The sequence below is a fragment of the Herbaspirillum sp. CAH-3 genome (genome assembly GCF_009668275.1).
Classification (GTDB): Bacteria; Pseudomonadota; Gammaproteobacteria; order Burkholderiales; family Burkholderiaceae_D; genus Herbaspirillum; species Herbaspirillum aquaticum.
The window spans coordinates 75,559-100,740 of the sequence record NZ_VSWE01000001.1 but is presented as its reverse complement, the minus strand read 5'-3'; the positions used below and the strand labels follow the sequence as shown (position 1 = coordinate 100,740).

The window sequence follows — 25,182 nt, the reverse complement described above, 5'->3', positions numbered from 1 at the left end:
CTTATCGGTGTAATTGACGCGGACGCCTCAGCGATACTGGCGCCGGCGGCCGGAACAGACGATCACGGCGATGATGATCAGGCCCGACAGCACCGAGCGTTCGCCCGCCGACAGGCCCACCACATTCAACAGCGTATTGGTGAAATACAGGAACAGCGCCGCGCCCCAGATCCCGGCCACGCTGGGCCGGCCACCGGTGACGCTGGTGCCGCCGATGACCACCACGGCCACCGACATCAACAGGTATTCATTGCCCATGTCGAGCGAGGCACCGCCCGAGAACCCGGCGATGAGCAAGGCGCACAGCGCCGCAAAGACCGCGCACAGCACGTAGCACAGGCAACGGATGCGCTCCACGCCGATGCCCGCCAGCCAGGCCGCGCGCGCATTCTGGCCGACCGCCGAGAGGAAGCGGCCGAACAACGTGCGTCCCAGGATCCAGGCCAGCCCCAGCGCCACGGCCAGTACCAGCCAGGCCAGTTGCGGAAGGTGCAGCAGCCATCCGGTTGCAAAGCTGGCCAGCAATTGCGGCGGCGTGATCTTGAGGCCCTGCCCCACGTGAATCGCCAGCGACTGCAGAATGAAGGACGACGACATGGTCGCGATGATGGGTGGAATCTGCAGCAGGCGGATCAGCAGGTAATTGGCCAGCCCGACACCCATGCCCACCCCGAGCGTGACCAGCAGCCCGAGCAGGATGCCGCCATCCTCGCCGCCCATGGTGCGCAAGCCCAGCGCCCCGGCCAGCGCAATGGTGGAAGGAATGGAGAGATCGATATTGCCCGGCCCGGTGGTCACCACCAGCATCTGCCCCAGCCCCACCAGCACCATCAGCGCCCCGAAAGAAAACGCCGACAACCCGATATTGAACGCCGCCTCCGGCCCCGCTACCACCAGCGTGGCCAGCCACAGCAAGGCCGCTCCCATGAAGGACCACACCCAGGGCCGCTGCAGCAGCGCGGCCCCCATCGTTGCACGAGCGGCGCTCATTGACGTTCTCCCCGTGCCGACAGCAGGATGCGCATCGACAATACGATGATCAGGATCGCGCCCTGCAAACCGATCTGCCACTTCGGCGCGATGTTGAGGAAAGACAGGAACGAGGCCGCAATCCCCAGCGTGATCGCACCCAGCGTGGCGCCGATGGGCGAGACCTTGCCGCCGATGAAACTGCCGCCACCCAGGATCACGGCAGCAATCGAGATCAGCGTGTAGCGCTGGGCAATATTGGCATCGGCCGAAGTGGTGATGCCCACCAGCGTGAGCGCCGAGAGGATGCCCAGCACGCCGGCCAGCCCATACATCAGCGCCTTGGCGCGCACCACCGAACCGCCACTGCGCACGATGGCCTTGGGATTGCCGCCGGCACCGCGCAGCCGCACGCCCAGCGAGGAACGCATCAGGAACCAGTGTCCGCACAGCGCGATGACGACTGCATAGACGATGGGCGTGGGCACGACCGGAATGGCCAGGTTCATCACATCCTGAATCCATTGCGGCGTGGCGCCGCCCGGCATGGGCAGGAGGATCAGCGCCCAGCCGCCCCAGACGAAGGACAGGCCCAGCGTCACCACGATGGAGGGCAGGTCGAACAACTCCACCAGCGCGCCGATGGCCGCATACAGCAGCACGCAGGCCACCAGCGCCGCCACGCCCAGCAGCGGACGTTCCGGCAACCAGGTCACGGCGATGCAGGAGACCAGGCTGATGAAGGCACCGATGGACAGATCCAGGTCATTGACGGCGATGATGCACAGCTGCGCCATGCTCGCCAGGATCATCGGCACGGCCAGATTCAACAGCAGGCCCAGGCCGAAATAACTCATCGTATTGGGATTGATCCAGAAGATCGGTGCCAGCACTACGGCCAGCGTGGCCATGGGCAGCAGCAGGGTCTGGATCTCGTGGCGCGACAGCAGGCCGCTGCGCGCGCGCACGGTGGTGCGGGCAAGCGTAGTCATGCGCGGGCTCCTTCGAGAGGGGGTGTGACGGTGCCGCCATCGGCGCGCACGTTGCCGAAGGAAGCGGCGATGATGCGTTCCTCCGAGAGTTCATGGCGGGCCAGTTTCAGGGTCACCTGCTGCTGGTAGAAGACGTAGGTCGCATCGCAGTATTCCAGCTCGTCGTTCTCGGTGGTGTACCAGACGAAGCTGCGGCCGCGCGCCGCTTCTGCGCGGATGAGGCGATACATGTCGACCTTGGTGCCGAAGTCCACGCCGCGCATGGGATCGTCCATCAGGATCAGTTCCGCATCCGACGACAAGGCCCGCGCAAACAGCACCTTCTGCTGGTTGCCACCGGACAGCGAGAGGATATTGTTGGACAGGTCCGGCGTGCGGATGGCCACGCGCTCGTGCCACTGGCGGCCCAGTTCGGCTTCGGCAGCACGATCGACCACGCCGCCGCGCGCCAGATGCGGCAGCTCGCGGATGCTCAGGTTGTGCAGGATGCTCCACAGCGGGAAGTTGCCATCCCGTGCGCGATCCCCGGCCACGAAGGCCACGCGCATCTTGCCCCGATATTGCTCGAAGAGCCGGATCAGCATCTCGGTCTGCCCCTGCCCTGCCAGCCCGGACAATCCGACCACCTGGCCACGGCGCACGCCCAGCGCGCGCACCGGCGAGGAGGCCGGCAGCGTCACTTCGAGCAGTTGCTGGCTTTGTGCGTCGGCGGACTCGGATTCCTGCTGGGCCTGCTGTTCGGCCTGACGCTCGATCTGCTTCTGGTCGGCGTGGCCCATGGCGTGGACCAGCGCATCACGCGTGAGATGGGCGGTGTGGTCCTGCAAGACCAGCTGTCCATCGCGCATGACGGCGATGCGATTGCAGCAGTCAAAGATCTCGCCCAGCATGTGCGAGATGAACACCAGGCTCATGCCGTCTTCAAGACGCCGCCGGATGTAGGCCGTGAGCCGCGCCGCCGTTTGCGCATCGAGACTGGAGGTGGGTTCATCGAGGATGAGCAGGCGCACCGGCGCATCGACCACCGTGAAGGCGCAGGCGATTTCCACCATCTGGCGCTGGGTGATGCTGAGTTCACCGACGATGCGATCGGGATGGATGCCGTGGCCGGGGAAGATCTCATCGAGCTTCTCCGTCACCAGCCGGCGCGCGCGACGCCGCCAGCCCCAGCCTTTGAGCTGCGGATGGAACACGCAGAGGTTTTCGGCCACGTTGAGGTTCTGGCACAGGGACAATTCCTGGAAGACGCAACGCACGCCCAGCCGGTAGGCGGCCTGCGTGGTGTAATTGTCCCGGGCCTGACCGTCGATGATGATCTGGCCTTCGTCACCGGGCAGCACGCCGGCCAGCACGTTCATGAGGGTGGACTTGCCGGCGCCGTTGTGGCCGACCAGGCCCCAGCATTCACCGGGCTGGATGTCCACGCTCACATCTTGCAGCGCCTTGACGGGACCAAAGGACTTGCGGATATGCGACAGGCTGCACAAGGCGGCCGAGGGGGGATGGCTGGCGTTCACGCTGGATCACCTGTGTTCTTGAGGCAGTGGATGCGCCCATGGCCCGCGCGCCGCCTTCAGCGAGGCGGTCTGCGCGGGGACGGGACAGGACTTACTTGGACTTCGGCGTATCGAGCAGTTTGACGGTATCGGCCTGGGAGAAGCCGATATCCGCCACCCCGCCCTGCGGCGTCTTGGCCAGGGCATCCGGCAGTTGTTCCGGGGTCAGGTAGAGCAGCGGCGCGACGATATCGACATCCTTGGGGATCTTCTTTCCGGCCAGCACCTGCTGTGCCACCCAGAAGGCCACCGTCACCGCACCAGGCGGATTGGAAGCGGAATAGGTCTTGTAGCCGCTGGGGATCTGGGTCTTCCACCATTGCAGTTCGTCCTCGCGGTTGCCGAGGATGATGATGGGCAGCTCCCGATTGGCGGCCTTGAAGGCTTGCGCCACGCCGAAGCCATCACCGCCCTGGGTGACCACGCCATCGATCTTGGGCAGGGTCGGCAGGATGCCGGCCACGGCCTTCTGGGCCACGGTCTGCGCCCAGTCGCCGTTGACGGAGCCGACCATCTTGAGGCCCGGATGCTTCTTGAGGCCATCCATGATGCCGGCGTGGATTTCGCCATCGACCGATACTCCGGCCAGGCCGCGGATTTCAAGGATGTTGCCTTTGCCGTTGAGACGCTCGGCGAGGTAGTCGACCTGGCGTTCGCCCATCTTGCGGAAATCGAAGGTAACGCGATAGGCGCAGGGCTCGGTGACCACGCCGTCATAGGAGACCACCACCACGCCGGCGGCGCAGGCTTTCTTGATGGTGCCGTTGAGGGCCGTGGGAGAGGCGGCATCGACCACGATGGCCTTGTAGCCTTGCAGGATCAGGTTCTGGATCTGCTGGGCCTGTTCGGTGGGCTGGTTCTCGGAGGTGGTGAAGGCGGGAGCGGCGGCCACCAGCTTGCGTTTGACGGCATCGTCGGCGGTCGCGGCCCAGGTCTTGAGCATGGACTGGCGCCAGGCATTGGCTGCGTAGTTGTTGGACAGGGCGATCTTGGCTTGCGAGGTATCGCCGGTGGCGACTTGCGCGTTGGCATGGCCGGTGCCGAGGATGAGGGTGGCCGAAGTGGCTGCGATGGCCGCGAGATGCAGCCCGACGCCGCGGCGCCGTACAGATGCGTTCATATTGTCTCCGTTGTTGGCTATCAAAGCGGACTTGCTGCGCGTCCGCGTTTTGCTGCTAATTCTTCTTATATGAAACGATGGCCTCGTCGTTCAGAGGTCAACTTGTATGACGATTTATTCTAGAGAGCAGGGTCAGGGATGTCAAATGGTCAGACCACATGGCCGGACGCTGAGATAGGAGTGGGGTTTTGGGGGATTGGTTCTCGCGGGGTGGGTGGACTGCGGGACTTGTGAGGATTTGAGATGAAGGGGGATATGAATTTTCTGATTTTGTCGGGCTGTTATCGGGGTGCAGAGCTTCATAGGGGCGTCTCACTCGCCCGGGATGGCTGGTGGTCGCTGCCGGGAAAGAATGTTCATTTCATTGCGCCAGCGCTAATCCGGAGACATCCGGTTCGGGCGGGTCTTCTTTTGAATGATAGATGCAATTGGGTCTCCTCCGCCCAGCCCAAATGGTCCGAATTAATCAAGAGAACTGAACCAGTTTCAATATTGATTCCGATAGAGTCAATCACATCCTTATTTAGCACTGACATTCAAGGTCCATCAATTTCTTGTATCCAGGCCTGATCCTCCGGACTTCTGCTAGGCATAACGCGGATTTTCAAGCAGAGCATCCACAGGCATCAAGACGCTGGATGCAAAAGAAAATTTATGACGAGCAGGCGTCCATCCAATCCCCTGGCACTTTACGCAAATAATCGAATGAATAATCTCCGAATTGAGCAACCCAGTGAGAGACTGATTTTTCGGAGATATCCAATTTGAGCATGTCTTCTTTTGATTGGTCCGCCTGGACGCTCAACCCTGTGGCGAAAATTTCGCCTTCGTCAGTGAACGTGCCAGTGATCACGGATCGATAGAACAAACTGGATCGCCCTCCTCCGAGACAAGGCACGAATCTGAGGATGACGTACATGATATTCCCGTTGACCAATCTCAGCCTGTATGGAAAGTCGTAGTCTCCAGGGAAATGGTCGCCAAGGATGAATAGTCCCTCGGGGCGATCTACGAGCCAACCTGAAACGCTGACGAGCGCCCCCGGCGTCAGCGTTCCTGAGAGGATGAAGTCTTTGACGTCCTTCAATTTGTGCTCCTTTGATCTTTGCCTGTCATGCAGGCTATCCGGCAGTGGACAGGAATACTCGCGGCATTGATCTTCTCCACCACCCGCTCGAACGTTTTTTCTGCATCCTCATCAGCATCATGAAATCGATCCCAGAAATCTCCGCCGAATTCTTTTGGCTCAAGCCTATAAACGCCGCCACCGAAGTCAAACAGACACCACTCGTCAGGCACCGTTGAATCGACCACTTCGAAGTACTGCAACTCTCTCATCACCGGTGTCTTGTCGGTATCGCGCTGAACAGTGACCAGTGGCGACCGGCCTCCGGGCTGGAATTGAATGCCGAACACCAGATAGACCTTACCCAGCTCGAAGCTGGAATCGTCCACTCCTGACTCGGGAGTTCGTAGCCTTACAAATTTGACTTTCATTTTCAGCTGCCGCTTCATTCGCGAACATCAGGTCCCTGCCCAGCCAGCAAATCCCGATATTGTTGGTAGCTGTCTTCTTCAAAGCAGACAAAGTTGATCGTCTTGAGAGTGCCCGCCTCGCTCTGAAAAGAACGAACAGCTTCCAGCGCGATGGCGGCCGCAAGTGGCTTGGGGAAGCGATAGGTCCCGGTCGAAATATTGGGAAATGAAATACTCTCGACCTTGAGCGACCTGGCCACCTGCAGGCAGGCGAGATAAGTCTTCCGCAGAAGCTCAGGCTCGCCCTTTTCGCCGCCCTGCCAGGTCGGCCCAACGGCGTGAATGACGTATTTCGCGGGCAGCTTTCCGGCGGTCGTGACGACAGCATCCCCCACGCTGCATCCTCCTTGCCGGGCTCTGATTTTCTTGCATTCATCCAGTATGTCCGGCCCACCTTTACGGTGGATGGCACCGTCGACACCGCCGCCTCCCAGCAACGAGCTGTTGGCAGCGTTGACGATGACGTCAGCCGGAATGAGGGTGATGTCCCCTCTTGCGATATTCATTTCAATCATTGGAACATCCTCGATAGCTGATTGGATTTTCTCTGCATCGATCTTCGATGTCATCCGGCTTTCTCTTCGAACGCTGGCCTCAGGTCTGTGGAAACATTCCTGGCCGTCGAGGGCCTGCAAAGTCACCCGTGCGGCTGACAAATATTGGCCAGTTCCCTACCAGGGAGTCTCCGAAATGCCCCGTCAGCAGGTATTTCTCAGATTGATAAGGAAAATACCAGCCATCACTCTCTTCCCGAATATGCGATTCCAATAGCGCGTAGGTAACACCGTCCGATGCTTTGGAAAGTTGTTCAAGATGAGTCAATGCCATTCGCTTTGCGACTGCAAAATCAATGCTCATGCAAGCCCTCTTAATCGTCTGAGATTCAATTCGTGATGTCGCTCGCGCGGATGATATTGGTCCAAGACGATTTGCAAGATTTAATACGGGCATCCTCGCAGATGGCCCGCAACTCTTAGCCAAACTTTCTCCCCGCAAAAATGCGGTGAATATGGACATAGATAATCAGGGAGAAGCGAGGACCTTACAGGCATCAGAAGTCACCGCATCGTATCTCATCGAAACATAGACTGCTGCCTTTCCCATATAAAGGCTTGAATGGATCTCCAACTGAATACCCTCTTTGCAATACGTTCCCTTGGACAAGAGTGTCCATCCGTGCGATTCAAAATTCTCTTTGGACGGCGAGCGCCATAGCTCAGGATCGACGATCAGGTTGGCGGACGCTACGCCGGACTTGGAGAGTTCGCGATTGGAATGAATTTGCAGGTTCGCATTTTGCTCTTGCATGATCCATTTCATTTCTGCCTTCATTATCTTCATCTGCTTATGCGTTGGTCCAACGTTTTTCCCCGTTACAATCCCGTAAAGAAAACCTGCCAGGAGAATAGGCATTAATACAGCCACGAGGCGATTTGTTATCTGTTCAGGGTTCAACGCCATCAGTTGCTCTCAGCGCTTGAAACTAGCTCGGATATCATCAACATGTCTAAGCGGGTGCCGCAGTCTTTACCGTTCTTCTTTACATCAGTTCAAACAGATAGCAATCGTCTTCATCGCACTCGATTTGCCGAGCACGTTTTGGCATTCCATCATCGCCTACCTAAGTCCATCCGATCAATGCCCCCCTTGGGGTATAGCAATACCTCTTTCTCCTGCAAGCGATATCGATAGCTCTTCCGTAAAGCGCCGGATCACACAACTTGTATCTGTAGAGTTGCAATAACGGGGACGCGCTACCTAGCACGGAGGAACGCACGCAAATACCATACAAATCCGAGCAATCCAGCTCTTCAGTACCGAACCAAATTCGTCAACAGAAAAGATTTTTATCCGATCAGCTGCGCATTCAAGTTTTCATCGCAGAAGAGGCCTGTACAGAAACTTGTGTAAAGATTTTGATGCGGACGGTTAAGCAACGATGCGATCGGTTTGACACGTAGCCATACCCTATCTAGCGAGCGGTCATACACCTCCTCGCCAATCAGGTTCGACCACTGCGTCAAGAACTTCGATAGCGATCCATCAAAACATTGCCGGTATCGGCAAACTCCCTAAAAGCGGAACAAACAAAACCTGCGTCGTGTGTGACCGCCCTGGCAGGGAATTTCTCTCCCAGGATCACTACCAGGTCATTCGGCATAGTTTCATTTGATATTGTTTCAACGCTGTGGCCACCATCAGCGTCGTTTATATTGAGCATCAGCAGGAACCTTCCGGAATCAATATAGACAGCCAATTCGTAAGGACCGAATTCTGGAGCTGGTTTGCGCCGCATTACCAAGACGCCTTTTCCCGTGACAGATATAGTGCTCAAGACATCTTCAGTATCTGCACCATCGGGATTCAAGATGCTAGGCAACTGATGGCGAATGCCTCCAGCATCAATCATAAATCCGCCGAGACTTGTTTCTTTACGCATTGCATTTACCCAAAGGATTGCATCGCAGGACTTCAAAAACCCAGGAAAATTCAAGCTTTTGATCGCGAGCATAAATTTCTGGGGCAAACACAAAATTACTACAGGCCTCACAATAAATTATCTTGGTCGCAACTCTTTCGTGCCTTTTCATATCCGGTTTTGAACGGCCTGATTTGCAACAAATTCGCTTGAGAGGCATAACCGCCTAAAGAAGAGAAAACTATTCCGATTAAAACCATCGCCAATCTTAGGGTCGAGTTCCAGCCCTCCAAGTCAAGGCCAAAATAAATCAGAAATACTCCGCTTAGGAATATCGATAATCTAAAGTATCTTACAAAATTTCCGTTCTCAATTATTCTCATCTTGAATAGCCCCGGATGCACCAGGCGCTTTCTAGCCTGTTGAAAGAGTCTGAGTTGTTTTGCCACGGCAAATTCGCCTGTGCAAAATTTGCAGTGCGGCTACCCTCCATCTCGGGTATCTGGACCTCTGCCGCAGCAATGAAAGTAAAGTCTGGGCAAGCCTTTTTATACGCCCCCTTTACTCCCTAGGATCGGGACTATTTCTGGATGAGCAGATACGAACGTAGATTCCCCACGCGGGCCAGTCCATTCAGATATGTGCGATCTTCTTCATGGCTTCGCCCCCTTAAAAATTTATTTTCAGGATTATATGGCCAGCAAAATACCACTCTAGGCACCCGTTCCAATCTCATTGAATTTATTTCATGGTCGACGTCGACAGAACGATATCGCGACAAATCCAAATCCGATTAGTGCACCAAAAAATCCTGCACTCTTTAACCGGTGCTCAATGTCTACACTATCTATGCTTTTCCAGAATGCAGTCGACGTTACGTGTTCAACGAAGGTCACTTGTGTTTGACTGGCGCACCGCGTGAATACGCCGCACCAATCTCGTACTAGTGGATCTAGCAATAGTTCTTTCAGGATCGGTGCGACAAACAGATCGATTACTGCAACAAGACATAACATTGCGCAGATAAAGATTGCCATCACACACAAAATCCGAAAAATACTTTTTTTATAGTTTTGTCTCATTGTTGGCTCCGTTGAACCAATTAACCAGATCAACTTATGGTTGAACTTCTTTCCAGCTATCTGGCCAATCGGTAAAGTTAAGTATTTCTTTCTCTTCAACGATCAGCGTATACATTGGCTCTTCTGGAAAATCATTCAATCTAATCTTCCAAGTTGAATTAGATTCGAGAACAAAGAGAATGTGCTTTTCGCCAGTGTGATTAGCAATCCAATTTAGGTTCTTTTCAGCGAGACCAGGAAAATCATCCCAGTTATCTTCATTAGGTATCATTTTCTACTTTCCTTTTCCAGGAGGACGAACATTCAACTTTTCGTTTACTTCAGGGTTAGATCTCTGTGCGGCATTAATTATTTGCTTCCATAAATCATCGCCCGAATATTTTTGCGAATATTTTGCAATGGTATCTTGCCAGCTTAAATGCGGACGGTCCTTATCTAACTGTTCAGCAAGCGATCGGTTACTCATCCCATCTCTAACACCTTGTCGCAAGTAATTTCTATACGCCCATGCTTGTTCTGCTTGCTTCATGAGTGGCGCGGAAGGATCAACAAATTGCAAGGTCTTGGATTCAGCGTTTAAATACCATTCTCTAGCCGCTTTATCCGATAAAGTTGCTTTAGCAGGAAGATCTGGTAATTTTCCTATCAGCGCGAGTAGCTCTGCAGATGTCTGTGCACTCTTCTCGTTCAGCGGAGATCTTCCAGATCCAATTGCAGCTGAGTTAGCCAGACCAGCGACGGCAATCATTGCATCGGAGAATGCCGACTCATGCTCCTGTGACGTCCACAGACTCATGGGAACAGCTGCGCGGAATTGACGATTAACCTCCTGCAGCGCAGCTTGCATCCTCTGAATCTGTTGTCCGTTTGAGAAATACTCGTCTTTTTCCTGCTCAGTCAGACCTCCATCAAAAATCTTTTGATCTAAAACCTTTTGCCGAGCCGATGTTAGTAGAAGATCGTCTTCTATCTCGCGCCTATTCTCACGACAGCTATCCGCATCAGAACAAGTCCTCTGCTGACGCTCTCGTCCAATCTTGTTATAAGCTTTTTCTACCTCTCGTCGGCAAGACGATGGATCTGGACTCGTTGCACAGGCCGCTTTTTTCTGAAGTCGTTGCTCGTCCTCTTCATGCTTCAAATAATTATTGATAACCTCGTTATAAGCCGCAGCCCCACCCGCCGTCCCACCAACAGCAGCCCCCACCAAGGTACTCGACAACCCTGTCAAGACCTTGGCCAAGTCAGTATCCACTCCTGCTGTCTTCAGAGCCTCTGCAACAGTGGGCGCTGTCAACGTTCCCGCCGCCGCACCGGCAGCACCAGCAAGTCCACCCGTCAAGCCACCCACAACCGTATGGGCCAACACGCGCGCTGTGCCGTCAGGGCCCCAGTTACGTTCGATTGCAGCGGCCTGATCATTGAGCTCCTTGGCCATCGCGGGATCAGTTGCAGCTTCCGCCTGCGTGCGTAAAGCAGCCGCTTTCTTCGTCTGCTCTTCCGCATAGTCACCAATCAACTTCGAAGCCTGCTGCCCAAACGCCTGCGTAATCTTCGCCTGCGCCTCCACATCCTCACGCAGTTGATTGCCATCCCAGTTCTTGGTCAGGCTATTGCTGCTGTCCTTGCCGGTACGTACAGACGTATCCAGCGAAGCCACGACCTGATCCGGGCTCTGTCCGGTCTTCGCCTGCTGCGCCTGTGCATCCGTAATCGTCACCGCACCACCGGCAACACCGCTGCGCGTCACACTCGCCTCGCTTCCAGATGCACTGCCCCAGCCCAGCCCGCCACCTGGCTTGCCTCCCGACATTCCTGCACTTGCACTCTGGCTCTCTGCCGAGTATTGGCTACGATTCTGGATATCACTGCTGGTGAGGGTTCCAGTGGTCAGGCTGTTCTTGCCCTGCTCCACCGCCTTGTCCGTACTGGCAATCTGCGCACCCTTCAGGTCCGTATTGCCCTTGACGTTGATCTGGAATCCACCATCACCCGCCGTAATCCCCGCCTGTTGACCCACGCTGGCATAGTCCGCATCCACCCGACTGCGGCTGGCACTGATGCTTGCCCCTGGAACTCCAATCGTAGCGCTGCCGCCAATGCTCTGATCCCGGCTCTTGAAGGTACTGGTGTCCTGCACGCTGGCGATGTTCAGGTCACGACCCACGTTGGCCACGACCTTGTCACCAGAGACGGTAGCGCCAATCAGATTCGTATCGCGGCCAGAATCGATATTGACCTGCCCACCCGCTCGCACCTGTGTCATGACGTTGGAGACGTCCTTGCCATCGCTGTTGCCCCGACTACCCGCCGCATTGGCCGTAAAACCAAACTGGGTCTTGGTACCGAACTGCGCAGTAACACCCACGCCCCACGACGATGACGACCGGTCACTGTGCTGTTCGTCCGTGTTTTGCGCAGCGATCAGGTTGATATCGTTGTCCGCCTTGAGCGCCAGATTGCCCTTGGCATTGATGTCACTGCCCGCAATCGTGATGTTGCTGTTGGCCCCGTCGCCAGTCGCACGGATGCTCATGTTGCCGCCAGAGGCCACCGTTGATCCGCGCTGCGTCACCGTGTTCTGCTCAGTGCGGCTGCTGTTCTGGCTGCTGCCCAAGGTGGCGCTGATGCCAATATTGGCGGAGCCTTCCTCAGCGCCCTTCTGCATCTCACCCACGGCGCTGTAGGCCGACATGCCCGCCGTCGCCGCAGCCAAGGCCTGTACCCGGCCATTCTTGGTTTTACCGGCCGCATCGGCCATCTGGTCCATCGTCTGGATCGCAGAGATCGCCGGGCTGGTCACGGCTACCGTCAAGCCGCTTTGTTTGTACTTGTCTTCGGTGATGGTCTTGCTGGCTTGCTCGGCCGCTTTTATTTCCACCGACTTGGCCGCGATATCGATGTCCCCCTTCGGCGCTGCCACATCGCTGCCCACTTGCGTGTAGCGATTGCCTGCCACGATGCTCACATTGCCATCGGTGCTGCCGACCATGGAAGCAGATGCCGTCTGCCCTTGCGCCTTGACGTCATGGCTCTGCTCGCGCGTGCCTATGGTCACGCCGAAGCCTGATCCCATCACGCCGCTGGTAGTCTCCTGCCGGAAATTATTCTTGGTGCTGCTATCGACTGCCGCAACGATGTTGACATCATTGCCGGCCGCCATGCCGGTTCCCAATGTGGAGACCACATTGCTGCCCTTGACGTTGATGTCATTGCCCGCCTTGACCGCCACCGTATTGCCTGAGAAGGTCGTGCCCTGGTTGACGGCCTCACTGCTGCTGTCATCCGTGCTCACGGTCCGCGAGGCCAGCATGCCGCCGCTGTCCGTCTTCTTGTGCTGATCCCGTGCGCTGGCTGTACTGACATCGGTGCCGATGTTGACGTTGTTGCCTGCTGTTGCAGCGAGTGAGCCTTCGGCGTTGACGTAGGCTGCCTGCGCATTGATGTCGCGGCCAGCCGTGACGCTGATCTCCTTGCCTTGGATCGTGCTGCCGATGGCGTTTTCTCGGTTGACTTCGGCGCGGTTGCTGCTGTCCCAGGTGATTTTTTCCTGAGACGTTTCATGCACCGTGGAAAGGTTCACATCACGCTGCGCAACCAACGTCACATTGTCCGCAGAGGTGCTGCTAGCCTTGAGGTTGATGTCTCGCCCGGCCACGGCAGTGAGCGAGCCATTGGTCTCGGACACCGACATCGACGCATTCTGGTTGATGTTGGTCCCGCTGGTGACCGCATTGGCCGTCGCTACCGTAGTGGCAGCGCTGTTGATGTCACGACCTGCACTGGCCACCAGCGTATTGCGCGCGTCAATGGTGCCGCCGATGTTGTTGATGTCCTGCGCCGCCGCCACCGTCACCGCACTGCCGCTGACACGCCCACCCAAGTTCTGCACGTTGTTGCCCGCCAGCGAAACACTCTGCCGCCCCGCAATCGTGCCACCGCTGTTGACGATATCCTGCGCCGCCTGGAAGGCCACATCATTGCCCGCGATCAGCGTGCCCTGCCCGGTCACCTGCACATTGGAGGCGTGGATGTACACCTGCGGCACCAGCACTTCCTGCGTGCTTCCATCGGCCAGCGTGACGGTCTGCTTGACCAACCAAACGATGTCCGTCTTCAGTTCCGCAATCTGCGCATCGGTCAGCGCCACACCCAGCGTATAGCGCTGCGATTGCGCCACCTGCAGGCCCGCGTTCATCAAGGCCTGGTATTGCGCTTCATTGCTGCTGTATCCGGCCAGATACCGTTGGCCGCTGATCTGCTGTATCTGGCGCTGGATCAGTTGCTGTTCATAGAACCCATCCCCCAGCTGCCGCACGCTGGCCGTCAAGCCCAGCTGATTCAACATGAAGTCCGACGACAACCAGCTGCGCGTGCCCACGAACTGTGGATCGGTCTGCACCAGGAAGCGCTGCGCCGGACCCGCATTGATGCGGAAGAGCGCGTTGTTGGGCAGCGTCAGGTCGAGGTTGGCGATGCGGATGCTGGCCGCACCCGCACTTGCGCCCGAGGCTCCCGATACCGACGAAGCCACCGCGCGTACCGAACTCTGCCGGTTCGGTCCGGCTCCGCTGGTGGGCGTGATGTCCAGCTGGAAGTTGGTGACGATGTCCTGCGACTGATATGGCGCATCGTCGTAGCGCCGGTCATCGGCGCTGAAGGTGTGGCTCTTGACGTAGGTGTAGCTGGCCGAGCCCGTCGAGACCACGCGCTGGCGGCCCAGCGGGCCGGTGTTGTTGAGGTTGGTGCCGTTGACGCTGTCACCGGCCACCGTGCCGCCCGCAATGAACTGGCTGGCGTAGTTGTTGACGGTGCCAGCGGCCAGGCGCATGTTGCCGCCGGAGGTGATCATGCCCGGATCGCTCTTGGTGACGACCGTGCGCGTGATCTGCTCGGTGCCGTCGTAGATGGTCCATTCGCGGTAGGAGCGGCTACGGACGTTGTTGTTGAAGGCGATGATCTTGTCATTGAGCGCAAGCGTCGCCGCCATGTAGGCATCGTACTTGGGTTTCCAGACTGCGTACTCCGCCCTGTACTTGGCCATCTCTTCTGCAGTGGGTAGCGTCGTGCTGCAAGACTCGTAGCAGGTCTCGGTAGGAAGCGGCATCATGGGAGTGGGCCCGAGCGCCTCCGGCGGTGTCACGCCCATCACTTGCCAGACGCGATCTGTCACCTCGTAGTTGAAGATGGCCGGATGATCGACGACGGTCGAATCGCCGCCCGCACTACCGTCCTGCCACCCAGGGAAATAAGCTGGCGCGATGGCATCGTCGCCCCCCTTGACGCCCTTCGAGTAAGTGAAAGGAGGACCATAGCGATCCGCTGGATAAGCCGATGACGGCAGGACAAGACGAAAATTGTCTTCATCGCCCATGGCCCGCCAGTTAGTCGCTCCTACCACCTGGCCCGAACCGATGTTGACCAGACTGGCCGTGTTCCCATCGATCAACGTCGATGAACCATTGACGCGATAACTCACAATGCGATTGCCCGGCCCCGTCTGGTCCGTCGTCTCCAGATGCGCATTGGTGTTGTTGATGGTCCCCGCTGCAATGCTCAGGTTGCCATCCGCATTGATGGTGGCACTGCTGTTGTTGACCTCGCGGGCGCTGCCGGTGGTCTTCTTGTTGGCATCCAGCGCGCCGCCGATGGCCATGTCGCCCACCGAATAGATCAACCCGTGCTCGCTGTTGTTGACCACGCCTGCGCCGATGTCGAGTCGGTTGCGGGCCGCAATGACCGGTGCGCTGGTCACGCCGTTGACGGTCTCGGCCTGGTTGTTCAGCACGTCCGCGCCAATGGCGATGTTGTCGCCATAGATGCGGCCGGTGCCGAGGTTGTTGACGGTGCTGCTCTCGATGACGGTATTGACGCCATCGATCAGGCCACGGTTGATGAAGGTGTGAACGTCGGTGGCCTTGAGCCTCAGGGTATTGCCCACCAGCGAGCCGCTGGCCTGGTTGTCGATGGTGGCGGCGGTGAGCATGAGCGTGCCGCCCGCGCCGACCGCGCCGGCATTGGTAAAGGTGCCGGCCGTGCGCAGGTCGATGTCGCCACTGGCCCCGATCTGCCCGGTATGAAGAATCGAGGCCACCAGGTCGATGCGCAGGTCCTTCTGGCTGAGGAACCTGCCGCTGCCCGTGAAGGAATAAGCCAGCACGCTGGTCTGCTGCCCGGCAATGACGGTGCCGTTGCTGTTGTCGATCACCAGCGCACGGCTCGCCGGCGCGGCGTCGGTCAGGCTGGCGCTGTTGGTGGCGGAGATCAGGCCGGCGTTGTTGTCGACGCGGGTGCCGGCGGTGAGCGTGATGGCGTCGCCGCGCATCGCACCTTGACGGTTGCTGATGTCGGCCGCCGCCACGCTGACGGTGGCCCCTTCCATGCCCTGGTTCTGGCCTTGCGTGTTGTCGTTGCGCAGGGATGCGGCCTGTACGTTGACGGTGCCATCCGAGCGGATCAGGCCGCCGCTGTTGTCCACGCTGCCACTGCCTGCCTGCAGATCCACACCTTGTTTGGCCTGCAGCGAACCGCCGCGATTGGTGACGCTGCTGCCCTCCACGGCCAGCTTGCCGTTGGCACCGATCACACCGGCATCGTTGTCCAGGCCTGCGGTCTTGAGACTGATGTCGCCGTTGGAAGAGACATTGCCGCGATTGACCAGCGAGCCTGCCGCGATGGTCAGCGGACCTTGCGCCACGATGCCGCGCGTGCTGCCGGAATTGGCGTTGCGTACGGTGCTGCTGCCCGCGTCCAGGTTCAGCGCATCGCCTGACTGCAGCAGGCCGCCGTCGTTGCCGAGGTCGCCGCTGCGGATCTCCAGCTTGCCCTGCGCGACGATGTTGCCGCTGCCGTTGTCGAGCGCACCGCTGGCGATGCTTGCGTCACGCTGTGCAGCGATGTTGCCCTGGCGATTGTCGAGGGCATTGTTCTGGCTGTCGATGCGGATGTCATTGGCGCTGAGCTTGCCGCTGTTGTTGTCGACGCCTGCCGCCGTCAGCGAGAGTGCTTGCGCGGCACTGACCTGGCCCTGGTTGGCCAGGGTCCCGGTGGTCGTCACGTTGACCGCATCGGCGCTGGAAGCCAGCGTTCCCCGGTTGGCGAGGCTGGCGGCTTGCAGGCTCACTTCTCCGTTGGCGGCCAGCGTGCCGTCGTTGCTGACGCCCTGCGCGGCCTCGATGCGCAAGCGCTCACCGGCGTTGACGCCGCCACTGTTGTCGAGGCTACCGAGCTTCAGGTTCACGGCCTGCGCCGCTTCCATGCGTCCGCTGTTGCCGGTGCGCGCGCTGCTGCTGACGTTCAACGCGCCTTGCACCGCACGCACGGTGCCGCTGTTGTCCAGCGTAGCGGCATTGAGGCTGGTATCGCCCGTCGCCTGCAGCGTACCGCTGTTGCTGATGGTGCCCGCTGCCTGTACCGCCAGGGTAGTGCTGCTGCCGATGGCGTTGCGGTTGTCGAGGCTGGCGGCGGCGATCTGCACGCTGCCCTCGCCGCCGATGCTGCCGGTGTTCCGTACCGCCCCGCTGGCTTGCACGGCCAGCGTGCCTGCGCTGGCGATGCTGCCGCTGTTGTCCAGCGCGGTGGTGTTGAGGCTGGCCGCGCTCTTGCTGCCCAGCTCGCCCGCATTGCTGATGCCGCCTGTGGCCTGCACCGCCAGCAAGCCGGTGGCGGTGAGGCTGCCGCTGTTTTCCAGCCGGCCATCGGCGGTCACGACGGCCTGCCCCACTGAAGCGCCGATGCTGCCCGCATTGCGCACGCCCACGCCGTGCTCGGTGGAGGTCAGGTAGATGTGGCCGGCATACATGCCGCCCAGTTGCGCCACGTCGATGGCCACCGCAGGAGCGGCGTCGGCCGCAGCGACTCCGGGGACCACGCTGGCGTGATCGGCACTGACCGTGTTCAGGCCGGCACTGAGCTTCAACTCCGGCGCCCACACGCCCGCATTGACCTGCACGGCGCGCGCGATGATCTCGGCGTAATCGGTGCGGCTGGCATCCAGGCCATTGCCCTCGATGCGTACCGCACCGCTGGCCACGCGGTAGCTCTCCAGGTTGCCGTTGACCACCTGCGGCACGCCCGTCGTGAGCGTGGCGCGGTTGGCGTTGATGAAACCGCAGCCCGAGCAGGTGATGCCGGCCGGGTTGGCCACCACCACCTGCGCCCGCGCCCCGGCCACTTCGAGGTAGCCGCGCAGGTAGCTGGGATTGGCCGAGTTGACCTGGTTCACGATCACGCGCGCCGCGCCCGTGGCCAGCCAGGGATTGCCGGCCACATAGCCGCCCAGCTGGGTGCTCGTGGTGCCCTGGGCGTTGTTGAGGATGGCACCGTTGGGTCCGACATCGAACTGGCGATAGCTGTTCACCGATACGCCAGCCGTGCTGGGGGTCTGGATGTTGACCACCGGTACCCCGTTGGGCGTGACCAGCACCGTCGGCTGCTGGTTGCGCGGGGCGTTGCGGTCACCCAGGATCTGCGCATGCGCCACCGTGTTCATGGCCAGCGCCAGCGCTATGGCCAGCAGCGAAAAGCGCAGGGCCGACGGTAACAGGTCCGGCATCGCGGCAGCATTGGCCGAGGTCCGGCCATGATGCTGGATGCTGGAGGCGATTTCTGCAACGGCCACCAACTGGCCACGATGCCGGTTGAAAACCAGCTTGTAACGCTGACGATTCATGAAAACCCCGGGTGCTGTTGTCGTTATGTCCGGTCACGACAACAAACCCCGATTTGTTGTTTTCCGTTTCCGGCTGGCAAGATTTTGCTTGCCAGGGTCGGGATGTTAATTTAGGTTAACGAGGAAAGGTGATTTTTCATCACGCGAGAAGCTTTCCTGTAGGCAAAATCCAACACTTGTTTTGCCCGCCATCCCATTTCTTTTGAATCCCTTGCCCAGTGTGGCTTTGGGACGATTCACCATGGTTTCGATGTCTTCCATTTTCCGTTCGCCCTCTCCCCGGTTTGTGTTCCTCCTTGGCCTGAATCTGGTCATTTCCCTTGCCCACGGGCAAACCGCCGTCAACCAGGAGCAATTGCAGCGCGAGCGGGAACGCGCCCTGCGCCAGCAACAGGAGCAGCGTCCTGACGTGAACCTGGGGACGCCCGCCAACAGCGCGATGGCACAGGATTTCCCCGAGCAGGAGCAACCGTGCCGCAGCATCACGGCGATCGCGTTGGAGGGTGAACAGGCTGAGCGTTTTCGTTTTGCGCTCGACAGCGTGACCGGCGCGCGTGGCGCGGTGGGCCGCTGCCTGGGTTCGCAAGGGGTGAACCTGGTGCTGGCCCGGGTGGAGAGCGCCATCGTCGCACGCGGCTACACCACCACGCGTGTGCTGGCCCGTCCGCAAGACCTGTCCACGGGACGGCTGGTGCTCAGTGTGGTGCCGGGTCGCGTGCGGCACATCCGCTTTGCGCCCGACGCCGATGCGCGCGGGACTGCCTTCAACGCCCTGCCCGTCAGCCCGGGCGAGATCCTCAACCTGCGCGATATCGAACAGGGCCTGGAAAATTTCAAGCGCCTGCCGACCGTGCAGGCCGACATCAAGATCACGCCCTCCGAAGACGAGGGCGCCCAGGCGGGTGACAGCGACCTGGTGATCCAGTACCAGCAGGCCTTCCCCTTCCGTCTCACGGCGAGCCTGGACGATGGCGGCGCCAAGGCCACCGGCAAATACCTGGCCGGGCTGACATTGGCCTATGACAATTGGTGGACCCTCAATGACCTCTTCTACGTGAGCATGAGCCGCAGCCTGAACCACTATGGCGACCATGGCAGCCAGGCCTATACGCTGCATTACTCCCTGCCCTGGGGCAACTGGATGGCAGGAGTGACGATGTCGGGCAACCGCTATCACCAGACCGTGGCCGGGGCTTTCGAGAACTTCGTCTACAGCGGCCGTTCGGAAACCACCGAGCTGAAGCTGTCGCGCCTCATCCATCGCGATGCGGCCAGCAAGACCACGGTGTTTGGCAAGGGCTTGCTGCGCAAGGCCTACAACGCCATCGATGACCTGGAGATCGGGCCCCAGCAACGCCGCACCAGTGCCTGGGAAGCGGGCGTGAATCATCGCCAGTACCTGGGCGACACCATTGCCGACGCCACGCTGTCGTGGCGGCGTTCGCTCGATACGCAAGGCGCCGAGCCCGTCTCGCCCTTCGACCTGCCACAGCTGGGCAGGCGCTACGGCCTGTGGCTGCTGGAGGCATCGGTCAATGCGCCGTTCCAGCTCGCTGGTGCGCACTGGCGCTACAACTCCACGCTGCGCGCGCAGTGGAACCGCGGCACCCTGCCGCCGCAAGACCAGTTCTCCATCGGTGGCCGCTATACGGTGCGCGGCTTTGACGGCGAGCTGACCCTGCAGGCGGAACGCGGCTGGTTCCTGCGCAATGAACTCGCACTCGGCCTGGGCGAGAGCGGCCAGGAATTGTTCGCCGGTGTCGATACCGGCGCGGTAGCGGGCCCGACGGCGCGCTTCCTCACCGGCCAGCGGCTCACCGGCGCTGCGCTGGGCTTGCGCGGCAGCGTGGCCAAGCTGAACTACGACATGTTCGTGGCCACGCCCCTGGCCAAGCCGCAGGGTTTCCAGACGGCCGCCGTCACGGGCGGCTTCAATCTGCAATGGTCCTTCTGAACGCGGGCGCCTGCCGGAAAAATCCCACACCATCCACGGCCGATGGCTGACTGCCGGGCCAGGGCGATTGCTCAATAATGGCGCGCATGGACCGGTGCCGGATCTCCCGGCGCACCGCGTCCGAGGAGACCATCATGGACCGCATCGCCGCAACCCCGGACTCGCCCAGCTCATCGGCCCCGGCTACCCCGCCTGCCGACGCCCGCCACCTTGAAGAAGCCATCGACATCGCCCGCGCCAACCAGCTGCGCTACGTCAACGACAGCATGCCGGGCATCCGCCGCAGCCGGCGCGGCAAGGGTTTCGCCTATCACGATGCGGACGATGCGCTCATCCGCGATGAAGCGGTGCTGGCGCGACTGAAGTCGCTGGCCATCCCGCCGGCATGGCAAGACGTGTGGATCAGCCCCCATGCCAACGGCCACATCCAGGCCACCGGACGCGATGCGCGCGGGCGCAAGCAGTATCGCTATCACGCCCGCTGGCGCCTGGTGCGCGATGATGCCAAGTACCTGCGCATGATCAGTTTCGCGCGGGCCCTGCCCGGTATCCGTCGCGTGGTGGAAAAGGACCTGAAGCGTCCCGGCCTGCATCGCCAGAAAGTGCTGGCGGCCGTGGTGCATCTGCTGCAGACCACCTTCATGCGGGTCGGCAATGATGAATATGCCAAACAGAACCAGTCCTTCGGACTGACCACGCTGCGCCATCGCCACGTGCGCGTGGATGGCAGCGATGTGCTGTTCCGTTTCCGCGGCAAGAGCGGCGTGCAGCATGACATCAAGCTGCACGATCCCTACGTGGCGCGCATCATCCGCAAGATGCGGGAGTTGCCGGGGCAGGAACTGTTCCAGTACGTGGATGACGACGGCCAGCGCCACTGCATCGATTCGGGCGACGTCAATGCCTACCTGCGCGAGGCGGCGGGTGAGGATTTCAGTGCCAAGGATTTCCGCACCTGGGCCGGCACGGTGCTGGCCACGCTGGCGCTGCAGGCTTTCGAACGGGTGGACTCGCAGGCGCAGGCCAAGCAGAACGTGGTGCGCGCCATCGAGAACGTGGCGCGGCGCCTGGGCAATACGCCCTCGATCTGCCGCAAGTGCTACGTGCATCCGGCGGTGATCGAAAGCTATCTGGATGGAAGTTTTGCAGAGCGGCTGGAAGAGCGGGTGCAAACCGAACTGGTGGAAGAATTGCAGGACCTGTCACCGGAAGAAGCCGCCGTGCTGGCCCTGTTGCAGCAACGCCTGCAGGAGACCGAAGAGAAGAAAGAACACAAACCCGCCCGCAAGAAGCTGGCACGCAAGGCCGCAGCGCCTGCCCGGCGCGGGCCGGTGGCACGCCCGGCAGCCCGCGCGTAGAGCGCCGCCCTTCAACGGGCGCGGCGGAATGTCAGGTTGTAGCGGCAGCGCCCGGTCAGCGCATGTTCGCCATCGCGCAAGATATCGACGCCGTGGAAGGCCAATCGCGCCGGGCCGCCCCACACCACCACGTCACCGCTTTCGAGCCGCATGCGCTGCGGCTTGTCGGTGCGCGCCATACCACCGAGCAGGAAGGTGGCGGGCAGACCGAGCGAGACGGAGACGATGGGCTGGTCCATGTCCAGTTCATTCTTGTCTTGATGCAGGGACATGCGCGCGCCGGGTTCGTAGCGATTGATGAGACAAGCGTCAGGAGCAAATCCTGCAAACCCCGCCGCCGCAGAGGCGCGCGCGGCCAATACCGTGAACGCATGGGGCATGGCAGGCCAGTCGCGCTCGGCCAGCGGATCGAGCGACTGGTAACGATAGCCGCGACGATCCGTCACCCAGCCATACTGGCCGCAGTTGCTCATCGCCACCGACATGCGAAAGCCGCCCGGCGTCTGCATGTGGCGCAGGGGTGAGGCGGCCAGCACGGCATCGATGGCAGCCATCAAAACTGCGGCCTCTTCTTCGTCGACAAAGGCGCGCAAGCACAGCGCCCCTTCGGTGATGGTCTCTACCGAAGGATCACGCGCCAGCCCCGCGAAGAGGTCACCCGTCACTTGGATGGCTCCGGACGGGGTGGCGGATTTTCAATGAATTGGCTCACTTCTTCGAGAGTCGGCGCGATGAAACGCAGCGGCCGCGACAGGCTGCCCACCAGCGAGGCATGCGAGGTGTTGTCGAAGTAGCGCTCCACCACCGGCACCTGTTGCGCGCGCAGCAGTTTGGCCAGGCCAGCGGTGTTGCGTTCGGCCGAGACCAGCTTGTCCTTGTGCGAAGCGATCAGCAATGCTGGCGGTGCACCGGCTTGCACGTGGCGTACCGGTTGCGAATCGGGCGGGGAATCGGGCGCGAAGAAGACCGGTTTCACATCCTCGTTTTCGATGGGCAGGAAGTCATAGGGTCCGGCCAGTCCGATCCAGCCGCGCAGCGCATCCGGCGAGGCGCCGGCCTCGCGCAGCCAGCGCGGGTCCAGTGCCACCATGGAGGCGTTGTAGGCACCGGCACTATGTCCCATGACAAAGACGCGCTGCGGATCGCCGCCCAGCTCACGCAGCGAGCGCAGGGTCCAGGCGACGGCCTGGGCGCTGTCCTTCACGAAATCGGGATAACGCACTTCGGGATAGACGCGATAGTCAGGCAGCACCGCGATGAAACCGCGCGAACTCAAGGCCTCGCCGACAAAGGCGTAATCCTTGCGGCTGCCCTCGTTCCAGCTGCCACCATAGAAAAAGACCACCACCGGCAAGCCCGGGCCGATGCCGGCTGCCGGCGCGCTGGCGGGGCGATAGATGTCCAGCTTTTGACGCGGGTTATCGGTGTTGGCGTAGGCCACTCCTTCGGTCTTGACGTAGGCCGATGCAGGAGTGACGGCATTGATGGCCGACAGCGGCGAACAGGCGACGACGCCCCCCAGGATCAGTACGGCCCCTGCAATGACCAGACCAGCCTTGCCAAGAACATGCATGCGCAACTCCAGCAGTAATCGAAGGCCTATTGTAGCTGCGCAGGGCAAATGATTCAGGCGTCCGTCTCCTGCGGGCAAGCCCCTTCGCGTGCAAGCAAGGCGGTCTTGCGCGCGATGCCCCAGCGATAGCCCGAAGGAGAACCATCGACCCGCACGATGCGATGGCAGGGAATGAGCACGGCGATCTCGTTGCGCGCACAGGCATTGGCCACGGCACGCACCGCCTGCGGCTGGCCGATGCGCGCGGCCAGTTCCGCATAGGTGAGCGTGACACCGGGCGGCACCGCCCGCAGGGCTTGCCAGACACGCTGCTGGAAGGCCGTGCCGCGCACGTCCAGCGGCAAGGCAGCGCCCTGGCGTGGATCGTCCAGCGCGGCCAGCACCTGGCCCAGCGTGTGCTCGAAGCTGGCGTCGCCCGGCGCGAGATCGGCTTGGGGGAAGCGGTCCTGCAGTTGCTGCACCAGCGCCTCCGGCTCGCTGCCCAAGGTGACGGCGCAGATGCCCTGCCCGGTGGCCGCCACCAGCAAGGCACCCAGCCAGCATTGCGCCACGGCGAAACGGATCTGTTCACCCTGGCCGCCGCGCCGGTAAGTGCTTGGCTGCATGCCCAGCTGCGCCTTGCTCTGCGCATAGAAGCCGCCACTGGAGTGAAAGCCCACTTCATAGAGCGTATCGGTCACGCTGGCACCGCTGCCCAGCTGCGCGCGCAGGCGCGCGGCGCGGTGGGCATCGGCATAGGCCTTGGGCGTGATGCCGGCATGCTGTTTGAAGAGACGATGAAAGTGGTGGCGGCTCAAGCCCACCGCCTGGGCCAGGGTGGCCGTATCGGGTGGCTCGTCGGCCTGCTCGATGAGACGACAGGCCTGCGCGATGGCTTGCGCCTGGCGTTCCTGCAGGGGCGGCTGGTCCGGCTTGCAGCGCTGGCAGGGACGAAAGCCGGCGGCCTCGGCAGCGTCGCAGCTGGCGTGCAGGCCGACGTTCTTGCGCAAGGGCGTGCGCGCGCCGCAGGACGGCTTGCAGTACACGCCGGTGGTGCACACCGAATACCAGAAGCGCCCATCGAAGGACGCATCGCGCCGCTGCACGGCTTGCCAGCAGACCTCGGGATCGAGGCCGGCCTGGTCGTCGACGGTGACAGGTGTAGCGGCGGGAGAAGTCATGGTCAGCATGGGGCACTCCAAGGATCGGATGCCACTGATTCTAGGCCTGCGCCAAGCGGGCCGCACTCCGGCGATTGCTTTTGAATTCCGGTGCCGCCAAAAACCATCATTCGAGAAATCAATAATTGGAGCGCCCAATCATTGATTCTTCGCATCATCGTTTTTTGCGGTCACTGCGAGAAGCGGATGCGCTGGCGCGATTTCACCGGCTGCATCACGTGTTCCAGCGGCAGTTCATGGGACTGCTTGACCTTTTTGAGGGTGATGTTGGACTTGACGTTGGTCACGCCCGGCAGGCGCAGCAGGCGCGTCATCATGAATTCGGAGAAGGCCGCCAGGTCGGGGGCCACGATACGCAGGATATAATCGCCCTCGCCCGTGACGGAGAAACACTCGGTCACCTCCGGCATGGTTTCCACGGCCTTCTCGAAGAGTTCGCCACGGGTTTCGCCCTGGCGGTCCAGAGTGACGGTGGTGAAGGCGGTCACGCCCAGGCCGACCACGGCCGGGTCGAGGACAGCGGTGTAGCGCTCGATGACGTGGGCTTCTTCCAGCCGCTGCACGCGGCGGCTGATCTGCGAAGTGGACAGGTGGACTTTCAGGCCGAGGGCGCTATTGGTAATATGGCCGTCTCGCTGCAGCTCGGTCAGCAAGGCCAGGTCGTAGCGATCCACGTTGATGATGCTCATTTGTCTCTCCAAAGTTCATATTTAAGAATTATTTGTGCATATTATCCAAGATATCGCGCAAAAAACAATCACAAATTGCAGTCTTGACGCAATAAACTCCTCG

Annotated in this window: 21 protein-coding genes; 2 read left to right on the top strand and 19 right to left on the bottom strand. The window is 60.4% G+C overall.

The window, feature by feature from the left end:
• Positions 1–27: 27 nt before the first annotated feature.
• The 15 genes from FYB76_RS00475 to FYB76_RS00410 form a co-directional block, all read right to left on the bottom strand.
• Positions 28–990, bottom strand: coding sequence for an ABC transporter permease (locus FYB76_RS00475; RefSeq protein WP_154132327.1), 963 nt, complete (start codon positions 988–990; stop codon positions 28–30).
• Positions 987–1,961: an ABC transporter permease gene (locus FYB76_RS00470; RefSeq protein ID WP_088754118.1), complete on the bottom strand. Its 975-nt coding sequence runs from the start codon at positions 1,959–1,961 to the stop codon at positions 987–989. Before FYB76_RS00470 ends, FYB76_RS00475 begins: the two co-directional genes overlap by 4 nt.
• Complete coding sequence (locus tag FYB76_RS00465; protein WP_220405561.1) at positions 1,958–3,478, bottom strand: sugar ABC transporter ATP-binding protein; 1,521 nt, start codon at positions 3,476–3,478, stop codon at positions 1,958–1,960. The genes FYB76_RS00470 and FYB76_RS00465 overlap by 4 nt, the downstream gene beginning before the upstream one ends.
• Before the next feature lie 91 nt (positions 3,479–3,569).
• A complete protein-coding gene (locus FYB76_RS00460; RefSeq protein ID WP_154132326.1) occupies positions 3,570–4,637 on the bottom strand; it encodes an ABC transporter substrate-binding protein in 1,068 nt (355 codons plus the stop codon).
• Positions 4,638–4,993: 356 nt separating this feature from the next.
• Positions 4,994–5,173 carry a DUF6572 domain-containing protein gene (locus FYB76_RS27060; protein WP_370516278.1) on the bottom strand — a complete coding sequence of 60 codons (180 nt, stop codon included), beginning with the start codon at positions 5,171–5,173 and terminating at the stop codon, positions 4,994–4,996.
• Positions 5,174–5,289: 116 nt separating this feature from the next.
• Positions 5,290–5,724, bottom strand: a complete 435-nt coding sequence (locus FYB76_RS00455) for a hypothetical protein (protein WP_154132325.1) — start codon at positions 5,722–5,724, stop codon at positions 5,290–5,292.
• Positions 5,721–6,134 carry a hypothetical protein gene (locus tag FYB76_RS00450; RefSeq protein ID WP_195724543.1) on the bottom strand — a complete coding sequence of 138 codons (414 nt, stop codon included), beginning with the start codon at positions 6,132–6,134 and terminating at the stop codon, positions 5,721–5,723. The genes FYB76_RS00455 and FYB76_RS00450 overlap by 4 nt, the downstream gene beginning before the upstream one ends.
• A 14-nt stretch (positions 6,135–6,148) precedes the next feature.
• The gene (locus tag FYB76_RS00445) at positions 6,149–6,742 is read right to left on the bottom strand and encodes an O-acetyl-ADP-ribose deacetylase (protein WP_349294232.1); all 594 of its coding nucleotides are present in this window, start codon (positions 6,740–6,742) and stop codon (positions 6,149–6,151) included.
• Between the two features lie 25 nt (positions 6,743–6,767).
• A complete protein-coding gene (locus FYB76_RS26535) occupies positions 6,768–7,031 on the bottom strand; it encodes a YrhB domain-containing protein (RefSeq protein ID WP_195724542.1) in 264 nt (87 codons plus the stop codon).
• A 165-nt stretch (positions 7,032–7,196) separates the two neighbouring features.
• Positions 7,197–7,634 (bottom strand): hypothetical protein, encoded by a 438-nt coding sequence (locus tag FYB76_RS00435; protein ID WP_154132322.1) that lies wholly within the window; start codon positions 7,632–7,634, stop codon positions 7,197–7,199.
• Between the two features lie 559 nt (positions 7,635–8,193).
• Complete coding sequence (locus FYB76_RS00430) at positions 8,194–8,685, bottom strand: hypothetical protein (RefSeq protein WP_154132321.1); 492 nt, start codon at positions 8,683–8,685, stop codon at positions 8,194–8,196.
• Positions 8,686–8,720: 35 nt separating this feature from the next.
• Positions 8,721–9,041, bottom strand: coding sequence for a hypothetical protein (locus tag FYB76_RS00425; protein ID WP_154132320.1), 321 nt, complete (start codon positions 9,039–9,041; stop codon positions 8,721–8,723).
• Between the two features lie 667 nt (positions 9,042–9,708).
• Positions 9,709–9,945, bottom strand: coding sequence for a hypothetical protein (locus FYB76_RS00420; protein WP_154132319.1), 237 nt, complete (start codon positions 9,943–9,945; stop codon positions 9,709–9,711).
• 3 nt (positions 9,946–9,948) lie between these two features.
• Positions 9,949–18,345, bottom strand: a complete 8,397-nt coding sequence (locus FYB76_RS00415) for a hemagglutinin repeat-containing protein (RefSeq protein ID WP_154132318.1) — start codon at positions 18,343–18,345, stop codon at positions 9,949–9,951.
• Between the two features lie 105 nt (positions 18,346–18,450).
• Positions 18,451–18,606, bottom strand: a complete 156-nt coding sequence (locus FYB76_RS00410; RefSeq protein WP_154132317.1) for a hypothetical protein — start codon at positions 18,604–18,606, stop codon at positions 18,451–18,453.
• Here FYB76_RS00410 and FYB76_RS00405 point away from each other — a divergent pair.
• Both FYB76_RS00405 and FYB76_RS00400 read left to right on the top strand, forming a co-directional pair.
• Positions 18,596–20,299, top strand: coding sequence for a ShlB/FhaC/HecB family hemolysin secretion/activation protein (locus tag FYB76_RS00405; RefSeq protein ID WP_195724541.1), 1,704 nt, complete (start codon positions 18,596–18,598; stop codon positions 20,297–20,299). The genes FYB76_RS00410 and FYB76_RS00405 overlap by 11 nt on opposite strands.
• Before the next feature lie 134 nt (positions 20,300–20,433).
• On the top strand, positions 20,434–21,657 hold the full coding sequence (locus FYB76_RS00400; RefSeq protein ID WP_154132316.1) for a DNA topoisomerase IB: 1,224 nt from the start codon (positions 20,434–20,436) through the stop codon (positions 21,655–21,657).
• A gap of 11 nt (positions 21,658–21,668) precedes the next feature.
• Here FYB76_RS00400 and alkB read toward each other — a convergent pair whose 3' ends face one another.
• The 4 genes from alkB to FYB76_RS00380 form a co-directional block, all read right to left on the bottom strand.
• On the bottom strand, positions 21,669–22,322 hold the full coding sequence (alkB, locus tag FYB76_RS00395; RefSeq protein ID WP_370516277.1) for a DNA oxidative demethylase AlkB: 654 nt from the start codon (positions 22,320–22,322) through the stop codon (positions 21,669–21,671).
• Positions 22,319–23,230, bottom strand: coding sequence for an alpha/beta hydrolase (locus tag FYB76_RS00390; RefSeq protein WP_154132315.1), 912 nt, complete (start codon positions 23,228–23,230; stop codon positions 22,319–22,321). The genes alkB and FYB76_RS00390 overlap by 4 nt, the downstream gene beginning before the upstream one ends.
• A 53-nt stretch (positions 23,231–23,283) precedes the next feature.
• Positions 23,284–24,399 (bottom strand): bifunctional DNA-binding transcriptional regulator/O6-methylguanine-DNA methyltransferase Ada, encoded by a 1,116-nt coding sequence (gene ada, locus FYB76_RS00385; RefSeq protein ID WP_154132314.1) that lies wholly within the window; start codon positions 24,397–24,399, stop codon positions 23,284–23,286.
• Between the two features lie 161 nt (positions 24,400–24,560).
• On the bottom strand, positions 24,561–25,079 hold the full coding sequence (locus FYB76_RS00380) for an Lrp/AsnC family transcriptional regulator (protein ID WP_039785713.1): 519 nt from the start codon (positions 25,077–25,079) through the stop codon (positions 24,561–24,563).
• Positions 25,080–25,182 lie beyond the last annotated feature (103 nt).